14 protein-coding genes are annotated in these 14,057 nt (G+C 59.6%); 5 read left to right on the top strand and 9 right to left on the bottom strand.

Annotated features, from left to right (window positions below):
- The first annotated feature begins 3 nt into the window (after positions 1–3).
- Positions 4–1,239, top strand: a complete 1,236-nt coding sequence (locus CWI75_RS02040; protein ID WP_101519787.1) for a heme biosynthesis HemY N-terminal domain-containing protein — start codon at positions 4–6, stop codon at positions 1,237–1,239.
- Positions 1,240–1,264: 25 nt separating this feature from the next.
- Here the strand turns inward: CWI75_RS02040 and ubiD are convergent, their stop codons facing one another.
- From ubiD to trxA, 3 genes are all read right to left on the bottom strand, one after another.
- Complete coding sequence (ubiD, locus tag CWI75_RS02035; protein WP_101519786.1) at positions 1,265–2,761, bottom strand: 4-hydroxy-3-polyprenylbenzoate decarboxylase; 1,497 nt, start codon at positions 2,759–2,761, stop codon at positions 1,265–1,267.
- 89 nt (positions 2,762–2,850) lie between these two features.
- The gene (gene rho, locus CWI75_RS02030) at positions 2,851–4,119 is read right to left on the bottom strand and encodes a transcription termination factor Rho (RefSeq protein ID WP_101519785.1); all 1,269 of its coding nucleotides are present in this window, start codon (positions 4,117–4,119) and stop codon (positions 2,851–2,853) included.
- Between the two features lie 250 nt (positions 4,120–4,369).
- A complete protein-coding gene (trxA, locus tag CWI75_RS02025; RefSeq protein WP_101519784.1) occupies positions 4,370–4,696 on the bottom strand; it encodes a thioredoxin TrxA in 327 nt (108 codons plus the stop codon).
- A gap of 146 nt (positions 4,697–4,842) precedes the next feature.
- On the opposite strand from trxA, the gene CWI75_RS02020 reads away from it, so the two are divergent.
- Entirely contained in the window at positions 4,843–5,115 is a 273-nt protein-coding gene (locus CWI75_RS02020; RefSeq protein ID WP_101519783.1) for a GIY-YIG nuclease family protein, read from the top strand.
- Here the strand turns inward: CWI75_RS02020 and CWI75_RS02015 are convergent.
- Positions 5,108–7,006: an ABC-F family ATP-binding cassette domain-containing protein gene (locus CWI75_RS02015; protein WP_101520092.1), complete on the bottom strand. Its 1,899-nt coding sequence runs from the start codon at positions 7,004–7,006 to the stop codon at positions 5,108–5,110. The genes CWI75_RS02020 and CWI75_RS02015 overlap by 8 nt on opposite strands.
- A 48-nt stretch (positions 7,007–7,054) precedes the next feature.
- Between CWI75_RS02015 and CWI75_RS02010 the strand changes: the two genes are divergently transcribed.
- Both CWI75_RS02010 and CWI75_RS02005 read left to right on the top strand, forming a co-directional pair.
- A complete protein-coding gene (locus CWI75_RS02010) occupies positions 7,055–7,531 on the top strand; it encodes a TIGR02444 family protein (protein ID WP_101519782.1) in 477 nt (158 codons plus the stop codon).
- Between the two features lie 86 nt (positions 7,532–7,617).
- The gene (locus CWI75_RS02005) at positions 7,618–8,361 is read left to right on the top strand and encodes a BamJ family beta-barrel-assembly machinery protein (RefSeq protein ID WP_101519781.1); all 744 of its coding nucleotides are present in this window, start codon (positions 7,618–7,620) and stop codon (positions 8,359–8,361) included.
- A gap of 12 nt (positions 8,362–8,373) precedes the next feature.
- Here CWI75_RS02005 and CWI75_RS02000 read toward each other — a convergent pair whose 3' ends face one another.
- The 3 genes from CWI75_RS02000 to gshA all read right to left on the bottom strand — a co-directional run bounded on the left by CWI75_RS02000 (position 8,374) and on the right by gshA (position 11,070).
- On the bottom strand, positions 8,374–8,853 hold the full coding sequence (locus CWI75_RS02000; protein WP_101519780.1) for an Rsd/AlgQ family anti-sigma factor: 480 nt from the start codon (positions 8,851–8,853) through the stop codon (positions 8,374–8,376).
- A gap of 36 nt (positions 8,854–8,889) precedes the next feature.
- On the bottom strand, positions 8,890–9,384 hold the full coding sequence (locus CWI75_RS01995; RefSeq protein WP_206604610.1) for a disulfide bond formation protein B: 495 nt from the start codon (positions 9,382–9,384) through the stop codon (positions 8,890–8,892).
- A gap of 99 nt (positions 9,385–9,483) precedes the next feature.
- Positions 9,484–11,070, bottom strand: a complete 1,587-nt coding sequence (gene gshA, locus CWI75_RS01990) for a glutamate--cysteine ligase (RefSeq protein WP_241521038.1) — start codon at positions 11,068–11,070, stop codon at positions 9,484–9,486.
- A gap of 273 nt (positions 11,071–11,343) precedes the next feature.
- Here gshA and CWI75_RS01985 point away from each other — a divergent pair, with 273 nt between their 5' ends.
- Entirely contained in the window at positions 11,344–12,951 is a 1,608-nt protein-coding gene (locus CWI75_RS01985) for a BamA/TamA family outer membrane protein (RefSeq protein WP_162299966.1), read from the top strand.
- Here CWI75_RS01985 and CWI75_RS18810 read toward each other — a convergent pair.
- Together CWI75_RS18810 and CWI75_RS18805 are read right to left on the bottom strand one after the other, a co-directional pair.
- Positions 12,935–13,408 (bottom strand): phosphotransferase, encoded by a 474-nt coding sequence (locus CWI75_RS18810; protein WP_101519777.1) that lies wholly within the window; start codon positions 13,406–13,408, stop codon positions 12,935–12,937. The genes CWI75_RS01985 and CWI75_RS18810 overlap by 17 nt on opposite strands.
- Positions 13,303–14,010: a phosphotransferase gene (locus tag CWI75_RS18805; RefSeq protein WP_146003527.1), complete on the bottom strand. Its 708-nt coding sequence runs from the start codon at positions 14,008–14,010 to the stop codon at positions 13,303–13,305. The genes CWI75_RS18810 and CWI75_RS18805 overlap by 106 nt, the downstream gene beginning before the upstream one ends.
- Positions 14,011–14,057 lie beyond the last annotated feature (47 nt).

Raw genomic sequence — 14,057 nt, 5'->3', positions numbered from 1 at the left:
GCCATGCGCAAACTACTGGTTCTCGTGTTATTGGCCCTGCTCCTGGGAGTAGGGGTGGTCGCCCTGGTTGAGACCAGCCCGGGCTACGTTCTCATTTCATATGGCGCCTACACTGTGGAGACCAGCCTGTGGGTTGGAATATTCCTGTTGGTCCTGCTGACCGTTGTACTCTATGGCAGTGTCGCCCTGCTTCGCAAACTGCTCGCCAGCCAGAGATCACTGGCGGGGTGGCTCGGTAGCCGCAAAGCTCGGCAAGCGGCACAGCTGACCAACCGCGGCCTGATTAGTTTCATTGAGGGTAACTGGGCGCGCGCCCGCCAACAGTTGCTGCGTGCTGCCCAGGGGAGCGAGGCGCCGCTGCTCAATTACCTGATGGCGGCCAGGGCCAGTTTCCAGCTGGGCGAGCCGGAGCGGATGCGGGAGTATCTCAGTGCCGCGGAACGCTCCGATGCCGAGGCCGATATTGCAGTGGACCTTACCCAGGCCGAACTCAAACTCAAGGCCCGGCAGTTTGAACAGGCGGTTGCCACCCTGGAGCGCGCCCGGAGCAACGCCGGCAAGCACCCGTATGTGCTTAAACTGCTGCGCAATGCCTATTTCGGCCTTTCTGACTGGCCGCAATTGCGGCAGCTTTTGCCCGAGTTGCGCAAGTACCGGGTAGTGCCCGATGCGGAACTGGAAGAGCTGGAGCGGACCGTACACACCCATCTTTTGCACGCGACTGCCGACCATGGCGGTGACGGCGATGCGCCTAAGCGTCTGCATCATTATTGGCAGGGCTTGTCCGCGGCGCAGCGTCGCGATCCCGCGCTGTTGCACACCTACACAGGGCTGCTGATTCACGAGGGTGACCACGAGGGTGCGGCTACGGTTATTCGCAAAGCGCTCAAGCAAGGCTGGGACAGTGACCTGGCGCGGCTGTTTGGATACGTGGAATTACCCGACCCTCGCCGCCAGCTGGCCCAGGGCGAAGCCTGGCTGGCAGAGCATCCGCAGGATCCCGAGTTACTGTTGTGCCTGGGGCGCCTCGCCTGTCGGCAACAGCTGTGGGGCAAGGCCCGGGAGTATTTCGAGAGTAGCAACAGGCAGCGGCGCAGCCCGGAAACCTTTGCCGAGCTGGGACGCCTGCTCACTGCCATGGGTGAGGACAAGGCCGCTGCCGCCGCTTTCCGCAAAGGCCTGTTGCTGCGGGAAAAGAGCCTGCCCCGGTTGCCCTTGCCGGAGCCTGCGCAACGCTGATTCCGAACCGGGCTGCTGTTCGTTTTCAGTCGCCGCCCGGGAGTTCTATGCCGAGCTCGCTCCACAGCATATCAATCCGTGCCTTGACATCATCGCTCATGGCGATGGGCCGGCCCCATTCGCGAGTGGATTCCCCCGGCCACTTATTGGTGGCATCAAAGCCCACCTTGGACCCCAGTCCCGCTGTAGGTGAGGCGAAATCCAGGTAGTCGATGGGCGTGTTGTCGATGAATACGCTATCCCGCTGCGGGTCCATGCGGGTGGTCATGGCCCAGATCACGTCTTTCCAGTCACGGGCGTTGACATCATCATCAGTGACAATCACAAACTTGGTGTACATGAACTGGCGCAGGAAGGACCACACGCCCAGCATGACCCGCTTGGCGTGGCCGGGGTATTCCTTGCGCATCGTAACGACCGCCAGCCGATAGGAGCAACCTTCTGGTGGCAAATAGAAATCAACAATCTCCGGAAATTGCTTGCGTAGAATCGGTACGAACACCTCATTCAGCGCCAGCCCCAGAATGGCGGGCTCATCCGGCGGCCGACCGGTATAGGTGCTGTGATAAATCGGGTTTTCCCGGTGGGTGATGGCTTCCACCGTGAACACCGGGAAGCGTTCCACTTCATTGTAATAGCCGGTGTGGTCGCCGAAGGGGCCTTCATCGGCCATTTCACCGGGCTCCAGGTAGCCTTCCAGAATATATTCCGCCGTGGCCGGCACCTGTAATCCATGGTCACGACAGCCCTGCGTATGGCATTCCGTCAGTTCGGTCTTGCTGCCACGCAACAGGGCGGCAAAGGCATATTCGGACAGGCTGTCGGGAACCGGGGTCACGGCGCCAAGGGTGGTTGCCGGGTCCGCGCCCAGGGCTACCGCCACCGGATAGCGCTTGCCCGGGTTCTGGATTTGCCAGTCGCGGTAATCCAGGGCACCGCCACGATGGGACAGCCAGCGCATGATCAGCTTGTTGCGCCCGATCAGCTGCATCCGGTAAATGCCCAGGTTGTGTCGGGATTTGTTGGGGCCGCGGGTGATCACCAGTGGCCAGGTCACCAGGGGGCCGGCGTCGCCGGGCCAGCAGGTCTGGATGGGCAGCTGGTACAGGTCTACGTCTTCACCCTCATGGGCGTGATACTGGCAGGGCGGGTTGCGTACCACTTTTGGCCCCATGTTCATCACCTGTTTGAGCAGGGGCGCCTTGTCCCAGGCGTCGCGCAGGCCCTTGGGCGGATCCGGCTGGCGTAGATAAGCCAGAATCTCACCGACTTCGCGCAGCGCGCTGATGGTCTCAACCCCCATTGCCAGGGCAACCCGCGTCTGGGTGCCGAAGAGGTTGGCGAGCACGGGTACCTTGTAGCCTTTGGCGTTTTCAAACAGCAGTGCAGGACCGCCGCCACGGAGGGTGCGGTCGGCAATTTCGGTCATTTCGAGGTTCGGGTCAACTTCCCGGGTGATACGCAGCAGTTCGCCGCGACGTTCCAGTTCGGTGATGAAAGCGCGAAGATCGGTATATTTCACTGTTTGCCCGCTGTCCGTTTAAAGGTCGGGGGACAGTATAACGTGTCGCGGGCCAGCGCAATGCGCTGCCCGCAACGGTGCGGCAGATCTTATTTACGTTTCATGGACATGAAGAATTCATCGTTGCTCTTGGTGTCCCTGAGCTTGTCGAGCAGGAATTCAATAGCGGGAGAATCGTCCATGCTGTGCAGCAGTTTGCGCAGAATCCACATGCGCTGCAGTTCCTCTTCGCCGGTAAGCAGTTCTTCGCGACGGGTCCCGGACCGCCTGATGTTGATGGCGGGGTAAACCCGCCTCTCGGCGATCTTGCGGTCCAGGTGCAGTTCCATGTTACCGGTGCCCTTGAACTCTTCGTAGATGACTTCATCCATCTTCGAGCCGGTATCAACCAGGGCGGTGGCGATAATGGACAGGCTGCCGCCTTCCTCGATGTTGCGTGCGGCACCGAAGAAACGCTTTGGGCGCTCCAGGGCGTGAGCATCAACACCACCGGTAAGTACCTTGCCGGAGCTGGGCACTACAGTGTTGTAGGCGCGGGCAAGACGGGTAATGGAGTCCAGCAGGATGATCACATCGCGCTTGTGCTCGACCAGGCGCTTGGCTTTTTCGATCACCATATCGGCAACCTGTACATGCCGCGAAGGTGGTTCGTCGAAGGTGGAGGCCACCACTTCGGCACCGCGAATACCTACCGAGCGCTGCATTTCGGTGACTTCTTCCGGGCGCTCATCAATCAGCAGGACGATGATGTAGCATTCCGGGTTGTTGCTGATGATCGCCTGGGCGATGCTCTGCATCATGATGGTCTTGCCGGCCTTGGGCGGCGCCACCAGCAGGCCTCGCTGGCCCTTGCCGATGGGAGCCACCAGATCAATAACGCGGCCGGTAAGGTCCTCGGTACTGCCATTACCCTTTTCCAGGGTCAGACGCTCGTCCGGGAACAGCGGGGTCAGGTTTTCAAAAAGAATTTTGTGCTTGGCGTTCTCGGGCTTGTTGAAATTGATCTCGCTGACCTTGAGCAGGGCGAAGTAGCGCTCGCTGTCCTTGGGGGGGCGGATCTTGCCGGAAATGGAATCGCCGGTGCGCAGGTTGAAGCGGCGAATCTGGCTGGGGGAGACGTAAATGTCGTCCGGGCCGGCGAGATAAGAGCTATCTGCGGAGCGCAGGAAGCCAAAGCCGTCCTGCAGTATTTCCAGAACACCGTCACCGTAAATATCCTCGCCACTTTTGGCGTGGCGCTTCAGGATCGCGAAAATAATGTCCTGTTTGCGGGATCGGGCCATGTTTTCCAGGCCGATCTCTTTGGCGATGTCGATGAGTTCCTGGGTGGACTTGGTCTTGAGGTCAGTTAGATTCATAGAGGGTGCTGAGTTGTTGTTCGAGGAAGAAAAACGAATGCAAACGCACGTAGCTGCCGGGAGTACCGATCAGTTATGATAAGAATGCAGCGTTAAATCGTTGAGTAGCAGAGTTATTATTGCGGCGCGGGACCGGGCAACGAGAGTGAATGTAGCACGCTGTGCAGGGGCCGTCTAGCGCTTTGTTGCGCTTTCAATGCGCACTGTGGCGTGTTGGCGGAGACCGTTGCGGGCTCCGCCGGTAACGGCGTCAGACCACTTCCTTGATAAAATCGACCAGCTGGGTTTTGGACAGGGCGCCGACCTTGGTGGCTTCGGCGCTGCCATTCTTGAACAGGATCAGGGTGGGAATACCGCGAATACCGAACTTGGGCGGAATGTCCGGGTTGGCGTCGACATCGACTTTACAGATCTTGAGCCGGCCACTGTATTCGGTGGCTATTTCATCCAGTACCGGGGCGATCATTTTGCAGGGGCCACACCACTCGGCCCAGAAATCGACGAGTACGGGAATATCGGAATTCAGAACTTCGGTATCAAAGCTGGCATCGTTTACGTGTACGATTTGTTCGCTCATTGTAGTCTCCAGTCGGTTGGGGGATGGATGGCCTCGCAGGCTGCCCCAAGTATAGAAGGCGCAATGATACCATTCACTGTTGCGGGCACAACCAGCGCCCGGGAGTTTTTGCCGATGTATGCGTACCCCACCGGTCGCCCGTTTCCATGACAGCCGCAACCGACGCAGTGCCGGGACAATGGTGCGTCTATCTGCTGCAGTGCGCCGACGGTAGCCTTTATACCGGTGTTACGGTGAACCTGCAGCGCCGGCTGGCGCAGCATAACGGTATTGTAGCTGGGGGGCCGCGCTATACCCGGGGGCGCAGGCCGGTGCAGCTGCTCTGGTGTGAGGAGGCATACGATCGGAGCGCAGCCCAGCGCCGGGAGGTGGCGGTCAAGCGCCTGCCCCGCCTGGCGAAGCTGGCGCTGCTCAGTTGAGTTGTTCCAGCGCCTGCTGCAACTCCAGCCAGCGCTCTTCAAGCTGCTCGGCGCGAATTTTCAGTTCGCCTTCTGATTTTAACAGCCGGGCCAGTTCCGGCTTGCCGTCATCAGCATACAGTGCCGGATCGGCAAGCTGTTCCTGCAGTGCCGCCATGCTTGCTTCGGCCGCAGCCATGGCCTTTTCTGTCGTGGTGATCTCGCGTTGCAGGGGGCGCTTTTTTTCACGCTCTGCTGCGGCCTGCTGGCGCTTCTCCTTGCGACTGGCCTCGGGCGCCGCTTCCGCTGGCGCGCTGCCTTGTTCCGGCTTGTCACTGCTTCGGTAGCTGCTCAGGATCCATTTTTCATAGGCGCGCAAATCGTCGTCATATTCTTCGACCACGCCGTCGTGCACCAGCAACAGTTCATCGGCTGTATTGCGCAGCAGGTGGCGGTCGTGACTGACCAGAATCAGTGCCCCCTGATAGCCCTGCAGCGCCACCTCCATGGCATTGCGCATGTCCAGGTCAAGGTGGTTGGTGGGCTCGTCCAGAACCAGCAGGTTGGGCCGCTGCCAGACCACCAGTGCAAGCGCCAGCCGGGCTTTTTCACCACCGGAGAATGGGGCTATGGCGCTGGTCGCGAAGTCCCCACGAAAATTGAAGCCTCCGAGAAAATTCATGATCTCCTGTTCCCGGGCATCCGGGCTCAGCCGCTGGATGTGCAGGGCCGCGCTGGCTGTCAGGTCCAGTGACTCCAGTTGCTGCTGGTCAAAATAGCCTATGCGGCAGTGCTCACCGGCCTGGCGCCTGCCATTGATCAGCGGCAGTTCACCAATGAGGCTTTTCAGCAGCGTGGATTTGCCTGCGCCGTTCTTGCCCAGCAAAGCGATGCGGGAACCCGGGCGCAGCATCAGGTCCACCCCGGACAGCACCGGTTGATCACCATAGCCGAGATCGGCCTCATCCAGTCGCAGCAGGGGGTCACTGCTCCTGCCGGCGGGCGGGAACACGAAATTGAAGGGTGAGTCCACGTGTGCGGGAGCCAGTTGCTGCATCCGCTCCAGCTCCTTGATCCGGCTCTGGGCCTGGCGAGCCTTGGTGGCCTGGTAGCGAAAGCGGCGCACGAAGTCTTCAATGTGAGCTATACGGACCTGTTGCTTCTCATAGCTAGCCTGCTGGTTGGCCAGCATCTCGGCGCGCATGCGCTCATAGTCGGAGTAATTGCCTTTCCAGGACTGCAGCTGGCCACCTTCTATGCTGAGAATACGTTCACAGGTGGCGTCGATGAAATCCCGGTCGTGGGAGATCATCAGCAAAGTGCCGGGGTAAGCCTGTAACCACTGTTCCAGCCACAGCGTGGCATCCAGGTCCAGGTGGTTGGTGGGTTCGTCCAGCAGCAGCATGTCCGAAGGTGTCATCAGTGCACGCGCCAGGTTCAGGCGAATCCGCCAGCCACCGGAAAAATCACTGACCGGGCGCTCGGCGGCGTTTGCCGGAAAGCCCAGCCCCTGCAGCAAGCGGTGTACCCGGCGCTCGGCACTGTAACCATCGGCTTCTTCCATGGCGCTGTGCAGGCTGGCGGCGCGCTGGAAATCCCCATCGGCTTCGGCCGCGGCAAGATCCTGCACCAGCGTGGCGAGTTCGGCGTCGCCCTGGAGAATGTAATTGGCGGCGGATTCCCGGGTAGCGGCAACCTCCTGCGCCATGTGAGCGAGGCGCAGCTTGCTCATGCCTTCAATACTGCCGGTATCGGGTTGCAGCTGCCTCAGCAGCATTGCGAACAGGCTGGATTTGCCACTGCCATTGGCACCGATCAGCGCCAGTTTCTGGCTGGGCTGCAAGGTGACGTTCGCGCCTTCGAGTAGCAACTTGCTGCCGCGGCGGAGTTCGATATCGCGTAATATGATCATCAGGGCGCGCATTCTACGCGCAGCTTCCATCGGTAACCAGCCGGAGACATGATGAATAATGCGCTATGGGCGTTTTCCCTGCACCGATACCAACAACCCGGTGTCGCCGAGGCTTGCCTCGAGGCGCAGGACTATTACGCGGCAGATGTAAACCTGTTGTTATACGCTGCCTGGCTTCAGGCGCAAGGGCAACGGCGCGATGCTGCGGAATGGAGCGCCCTTGGCCGGGCCCTGGCGCCCTGGCGGCAACGGGTCGTGGTGCCACTGCGGCAGCTGCGCCGTGACTGGCGTGGCCTGCCGGAGGCGCAATCATTGCGGGAGCGACTGAAGGTACTTGAGCTGGAAGCGGAGCGGGAACAGCAGGCGCAGATCTGGCGCTGGCATGGCCGGAATACTGCCTCGCCCGCAACCCCGGGTAGTCTGTTGCAGGCACTGGATGGCTTGCTGGATGCGGGAGGCGCGCCCCCCGCGCGAAGCCGGCAGGCCCTGGTGCAGCGCCTGCACGAGGTATTTCTGGCACCCTGACGGACGGTGATTCGGGATGGGGCTGGCGTAGTGCTATACTCGGGTAGTATGATTTCGCTTCTTTTGACGGGTAATGGAAAATATTTATGAAAAAATACGCACTCCCGCTCGCTTTGTTCGCCACGGTGACTCTGCAGGCCTGTAATCAGCAAGCCCCCGAAGACACGACAGAAGTGGTGCTGGAAGATTCAACCCAGCGCCTGAGTTATGGCATTGCGTTTGGTCTGGGCCAGCGTATGGCTGAAGACGGCGTACCCCTGGACGTGCCGGCATTCACCGCCGGTCTCGAGGATGCGCTTGAAGGTGCCGAGCCGCGCCTGACCGAGGAAGAGATCCAGGCCGAGATGCAGGCGTATCAGGAAAAGGCAGTTGCCGAACAGGAAGCACTGCTTGCCGCGGCCGGTGAAGTGAATGCCCAGGCAGCAGAGGCATTCCTGGCTGAAAATGCCGAGCGTGAGGAAGTGACGGTCACTGAATCAGGGCTGCAGTACGAAGTGGTTACCGCGGGCGAAGGCGCCAGCCCCGGCCCCGATGATACCGTGGAGGTGCATTATCGCGGCACACTGATCGATGGTACCGAGTTTGATTCGTCCTATGCGCGCGGTGAACCGGTAACCTTTGGTGTTGGCCAGGTCATTGCCGGCTGGACAGAAGCTTTGCAGCTGATGTCACCAGGCGCCAAGTGGAATCTTTATATTCCCTCGGACCTCGCATACGGCCCGGCCGGTGCGGGTAACCTGATAGGCCCGAATGCCGCCCTGATATTCGAAGTGGAGCTGCTCTCCATTCCGAGCCAGGAAGAAGACAGCGAGACTGAAGCGGAGAGCTGATCCAGGCCCGACTTAACCCGGCGTCGTTTGCAAGCGACGCCGGTGCTTGCCATGCAGGCTGGCGATAAGCTGGTCTTCCATCACGAAACGCGATTCCAGTATTTCCCCCAGCGCTGACAAGTCCCGTCTCAGGGTTTCGGGGTAGTGATCGCCGTTACCGTATTTTTCCTCGTAAGCCATGATAACTTCCGTTGTGTCGGCGATATCCGGCATTAATTCGGTACTCAGCGCCGTGTTGTCGTCACCGAAAATCTCAGCTTCCAACAGTAGTGCGGAAAATACCTCAAAATGGCCGGCTGAGACGTAATCCACCAGCAGCTCGCACAAGGCTCGCTGGCGGCGCGCCAAATGGCTATTCTCCGGGCTGTCGTCGGTGGCGACCGCGAGCGAGGTATAACGTGCAAGCAGGCTGCGGCGTTCCCGCAACCAGTCGGTTAGCATGCGCTCTACGGCTCGGAAGTGGTCGGCGGGGTCTTGTTTGCTTTGGCGCATCAGGCGGGTAACTCCAGTGAAAAATGATGGCGGCTGCTACTGGCGGCGCAGGGTTTGCCACAGTGCGGCCAGGAAAATGGCGATGAACAGGAGCAAAGTCTGCTCCGGGATCGAGAAACCCAGCAGGGTCCAGTGAGTTTCGGCACAGTTGCCATCGCCCATCAAAACCATGCTCAGGGTGTCCCGGAAAGGTAGCGTTTCGAGCATGTATTCGAGACTGGGCCCGCAGGCCGGCACCTGTTCCGGCGGCAGATGCTGGAGCCAGACATGGCGTGCCGCCACCGCGCCGCCCCCCGCCGCCACAGCTACACAGAGTGCGCCGTAAACACGTCGACCCCAAGCGCGGGGATTATGCAGGGCCGCGAGCAGGGCGATTACGCCACCGGTCACGACAAAGACGCGCTGGGTCATGCACAAGGGACAGGGGTTAAGGCCCACAATATGCTCCAGGTAAGCGGCAAACAGCATTGCCAGCAGAGCAACCAGGGCAAGGCCAAAAAAAACCAGGCGAGATGACAATGTGTGCAACAAGATACTATTCCTCGGTATGCGGAAAAGGCTGACCATTAACCGGCAGCCCTACGTTAGGCCCTTTGGCAGTGGCCCGCAAGCAGGTGCTACTGCCATGGGTCAGAGTTTCTGGTACTGGGCATAAAATTGCGCCAGGTAGTCTTCAAAACCAAGTTCATCGGCTGCTTCGACGGCTTGCTGAGCCGCCAGTGAGCTGGCGGTTTCCGCCGCAAAGCGTTGCGCTACTTCCGGGGGCAATGGTCGCTCGCGAAAATACTGCGCCCAACGTTCGCTGTAGCCCATAGCCAGGCGGAAGAACGGCACATCGCGCTCGCGCATTTCCCTCAGTACCCGGGCCGACGGTGTACGCTCGGGATCTGCCACCCGACTGCACTGTTCTTCCAGTGCGGCGCTGTAGAGCGTATTGTCATGGCAGTTATCAAGCAGTTCAGCGACCCCGCTCATCCCGCTCAGCAGGTCGTCAGCCAGCGCCGACAGCGGTCGACTGCCGCCATTGGCGAACAGCTCCAGGCCGGGCTCGCGGCCGCGGTTGACCACCGCATTGAGGTTCGCCGCCTGCCGTGACTGTTCGTCGCTGTCACAGGGGGGGCTTTCCTCCAGCAGGCAATACAGCAGGAATGTATCGAGAAAATGAATCTGCTGCGCATCCAGCCCCACCGGTGTGAAGGGGTTAATGTCCAGACAGCGGACCTCGATATATTCAATGCCGGCGCGGTGCAGCGCTTTTAGCGGTGCCTCACCCGGGCGAGTCACCCGTTTCGGGCGAATGGTGCTGTAAAATTCATTTTCTATTTGCAGCAGACTGTCATTGAGCTGCTGGTAATTACCATCCCGGCCGCTGGCAATGCCCTGGTAGTCCGGGTGTGGGTCCATGATGGCATCGCGCAGGGCCGAGATATAATTGTCCAGCGAGTTGTAGCAGACCTTCAAGCCTCGCTGGGCCGAGCTGTTATAGCCGAGGTCGCCCATGCGCAGAGCCGTGGCGTGGGGCATGTGAAGTGTTTTGCCCTGTTCGTCAAACGGTTGCAGGCCATGTTGGTCGCGGCCTCGTAAAAAGCTGGCGCATACCGCCGGCGAGGCGCCAAACAGGTAGATCAACAGCCAGGAATGGCGGTGAAAGTTGCGGATCAGGCCCAGGTAACGATTGCTGATGTAATCCTGTAAAGGCTCTGGCTTGCCGGCATCGTCCCAGGCGCGCTGCCAGTATTCCGCGGGCATTGAAAAGTTGTAGTGAATGCCGGCAATGGTCTGCATCAGGCGGCCATAGCGGTGACCCAGCCCATAGCGGTAGACGGTTTTCATGCGCGCGACGTTGGAATTGCCGTATTCCGCTACCGGAATACTGTCGTCGCCATTGACCACGCAGGGCATACTGGCGGCCCACAGCAGTTCATCCTCAAGCTGGGCGTAAACGAAGCTGTGCACATCCGCCAGGGTATCGAGGCTGTGCTCGATACTGGTGTCGACCGGGGTAATGAATTCCAGGAGTGCCTCGGAGTAATCCGTGGTGATAGAAGGGTGTGTCAGCGCCGAACCGAGGCTTGCCGGGTGCGGAGTTTGCGCCAATCTGCCCTCTGGTGTAATACGCAGGCTTTCCTTCTCAATTCCCCGCTGTATAGTATTGATAAGCTGTCGATACCCCGGGCTGGTCAGGGTTTGCAATTGGGCTTGCAGGTAAGGGGTCAAGCGGAACTCCTTGTAGTGGTCGCGGCAGTACCGGGAAACAGCTCCTGGTCGCAGCGGGGGCCAAGTTTATCTGCCTATTGTTAACGAGTACAGACTACAGTTAATTGTCAGGTCACTCCTCAGCGAGGCTATATTATCAGCATGATTTTTGCGCGCGCGTGTTCACTGTCTGGCCACTTCGGCTCGTGGGCCAGGCTATTGTTGCTTTATAGCTGCTGCCTGCTATCAGCGTCGGCTGCGGCTGCGGCCGAGCCGGCTGCAGAGTGCAGGAAAGTGGCTGCGCAGCCGCTATCCGAGAGCTTCCGTTTTCAACCGTCTCCAGCGCACTCGCAACTGCTGGAACATATTCCCGAGGATGCCCGCATTCGCAGTATCCGCCAGCAGCGCTTTGGGGTCTTTGATACGGCAGACCCGCGCGAAGATAAGGCACTGTACCGGTGGGCCAACGATGTACACAGTATTACCCGGGAGTGGGTGATAGCAGATCACTTGCTGATTGAGGAGGGTGAGACCTACAACCCGGCACGTCTCAGGGAGTCCGAGCGGATCCTGCGGCGGCTTAGTTTCATTTACGATGCATCAGTGCGCCCGTGGCGCGTATGCGGTGATGAAGTGGATATTGAGGTCATTACCCGGGATATCTGGACCTTTACACCAATGCTGTCGGTGGGTCGAAAAGGGGGCGAGAACTCCTTCGCAATCGGTTTTCGGGATGCCAATTTCCTGGGCACCGGCAAGCAGATTATTGTCCAGCACGATAGCGATGAAGAGCGCTCCGGTAATACCATTCGCTACGCTGATCCGGCGCTGGGGGGCTCGCGGTGGACCATGCGTGCTTCTCTGGCCGACAACGATGACGGCTATGAACACGGATTGCGCTTCGTGCGGCCCTTTTTCTCCATTTATGAGCGCTGGTCCGCGGGACTTGACCTGAATCGCACCAGGCTGGAGGAGGCACTCTGGTTCCGGGGCGATGAAGTGGCGGAGTTTGAACACCAGATTGAACGTGTGTCCGTATTTGGCGGTATCGCGCCCGCCATTCGGGAAGACCGACGCGTTGGTCGCTGGTTGTTTGGCTATACCTTTGAGAGTAACGGTTTCGGGTTCAGTGATTCTGCTATCCCACCCGCTGAACTGCCTGTAGATCGCGACTACAGTTACCCGTTTTTTGGTTACGAATCGATTGAGGATGAGTTTGTCGAACTGCATAACTTCAATTACCTGGGCCGTACTGAAGACGTTTATGTAGGCGAGCGCTATGACTGGACCCTGGGCTGGTCCGGCAAGAACCTGGGTGCCACCCGCGACCAGCTTGTTGTTCGGGGCAGTTATGCCAATACCCTGCTGGTCGATGACGACCGGTTGTGGCAATGGAACACGGCGGTTGAGGGCTTCTGGACGGTTGCCGACAGCCGCTTCGAGAACTTCTGGTGGACGACCGAAACCCGCTATTTGCATAAGCAGTCGCGGCAGTGGGCGGCATATGGCAGTTTACGGGTGGACTACACCGATGGCCTCACTGATGATCGGCAGCTCACCCTGGGCGGTGCCAGCGGTCTGCGCGGTTACGATCTCAATTACCAGGTGGGTGATCGCTCGGCCGTGTTCAACCTGGAGCAGCGTTATTATTCGGACTGGCACCCTTTCCGCCTGGTGCAGATCGGCCTGGCGGCTTTTGTGGATGTGGGCCGCGCCTGGTTTGAAGACGCGAGTAACGGCCCCAATGGTGGCGTGCTGGCCAATGCCGGTGTCGGTATTCGGCTCAACTCCAGTCGCGCCGAGAAGAGCAGCGTCATACACATTGATTTCGCCTTTCCCTTCGTGAAAGACGATGACGTAAGCTCCAGCCAGGTTCTGTTAACCGTCAAGAGTCGTTTTTAGGCATGCGGCTGAGATGCCGTTCCAGCAGTTTGCAGGTAAAATTCTCCTGTACATCTCCCTCCTGCCCCGTCGCCAACATGATGCGCGACATGATCAGGCAAAACCGCATGGCCGCAAACAGCAGATAATACTCGTAGTGCTCAGCGGTTCGGCCTGTGGCCTGCTGCCACTGCTCGACAGTATCCTCGTAAGAGGGCAGGCCGGGTAGTCGCGGCAGCTCCAGCCCTTCCGCAAACACCGAATCAATGTAATTGAACCAGGCCAGGTCCTGTACCGGGTTACCCAGGGTCGCCATTTCCCAGTCGAGTACGGCCGCTACGCTATCCAGTGTGGGGGTGAAAATCATGTTGCCTATCCGCGAATCCCCCCAGCACAACGCCACGGGTTCTTCATCAGGCTGGTTCGCCTGCAGCCAGTCCAGCGCGGCCTGTGCAATTGCATGGCCCTCACCCTCCATGGCCCAGCCGAGGTAATCCTGCCGTAGGCCAGCTGTGCCTGCAGCGGTGTGAGTTCACCCGTGTCCAGGTGGGGCAGTCCCAGGGCATGGTGGTCCAGCTGATGGAAACTGGCCATGGTTGTGACAGCGGCGCGCCAGAGCGCGGCCCGCTGGTCCTCGCTGGTCTCCTGCAGCATCCAGCCGTCCATGTTGTAAGGGGGCATGTCAGCCGGGATGCGTCCGGCAATATGGCCCATGATGTAAAACTGGACGCCGAGCAGGCTGGTATCCGTTTCAAGCCCGAGCAAGGGAGGGACTGGAATGGCGCTGTGTTGCTTCAGGGCCTCCATAACCCGGTATTGTGGTGCCAGGTCATAGCTGGGAAACACCGGTCTTGCGATATCCGGTTGCAGGCGACCCACGCAGGCTTCTTCCCGGGCAATACCCTGCTCCTGCCAGTGCAGGGTAAACAATAATGTCACATTGGACATCCCCGAGCCCTCGGGGACGGTCAGGCCAGAGAGTGATACCGGATACCCTCGCCGCTTCTGGAACCAGCGTTCCAGTGTCTTGCGGGTTCCTTCGAGATCTTCAACCAGCGGGGTGGGGCGTGCATTATCCACGGGTAGCTCCTGTTATTTTTGGTGGTAGCTCACAAGCATTGCCAGGC

It is taken from the genome of Kineobactrum sediminis (assembly GCF_002868715.1).
GTDB lineage: Bacteria > Pseudomonadota > Gammaproteobacteria > Pseudomonadales > Halieaceae > Kineobactrum > Kineobactrum sediminis.
The sequence above is the reverse complement of the archived record's forward strand: the minus strand, read 5'-3'. Positions and strand labels throughout refer to the sequence as shown.

What these genes read in the sequence shown, in the direction of transcription:
- CWI75_RS02040 (WP_101519787.1), top strand. Translation starts at nt 4, where the DNA reads ATGCGCAAACTACTGGTTCTCGTGTTATTGGCCCTGCTCCTGGGAGTA.
- rho (WP_101519785.1), bottom strand. Translation starts at nt 4,119, where the DNA reads ATGAATCTAACTGACCTCAAGACCAAGTCCACCCAGGAACTCATCGAC.
- trxA (WP_101519784.1), bottom strand. Translation starts at nt 4,696, where the DNA reads ATGAGCGAACAAATCGTACACGTAAACGATGCCAGCTTTGATACCGAA.
- CWI75_RS02020 (WP_101519783.1), top strand. Translation starts at nt 4,843, where the DNA reads ATGACAGCCGCAACCGACGCAGTGCCGGGACAATGGTGCGTCTATCTG.
- CWI75_RS02015 (WP_101520092.1), bottom strand. Translation starts at nt 7,006, where the DNA reads ATGATCATATTACGCGATATCGAACTCCGCCGCGGCAGCAAGTTGCTA.
- CWI75_RS02010 (WP_101519782.1), top strand. Translation starts at nt 7,055, where the DNA reads ATGATGAATAATGCGCTATGGGCGTTTTCCCTGCACCGATACCAACAA.
- CWI75_RS02005 (WP_101519781.1), top strand. Translation starts at nt 7,618, where the DNA reads ATGAAAAAATACGCACTCCCGCTCGCTTTGTTCGCCACGGTGACTCTG.
- CWI75_RS02000 (WP_101519780.1), bottom strand. Translation starts at nt 8,853, where the DNA reads ATGCGCCAAAGCAAACAAGACCCCGCCGACCACTTCCGAGCCGTAGAG.
- CWI75_RS18810 (WP_101519777.1), bottom strand. Translation starts at nt 13,408, where the DNA reads ATGGAGGGTGAGGGCCATGCAATTGCACAGGCCGCGCTGGACTGGCTG.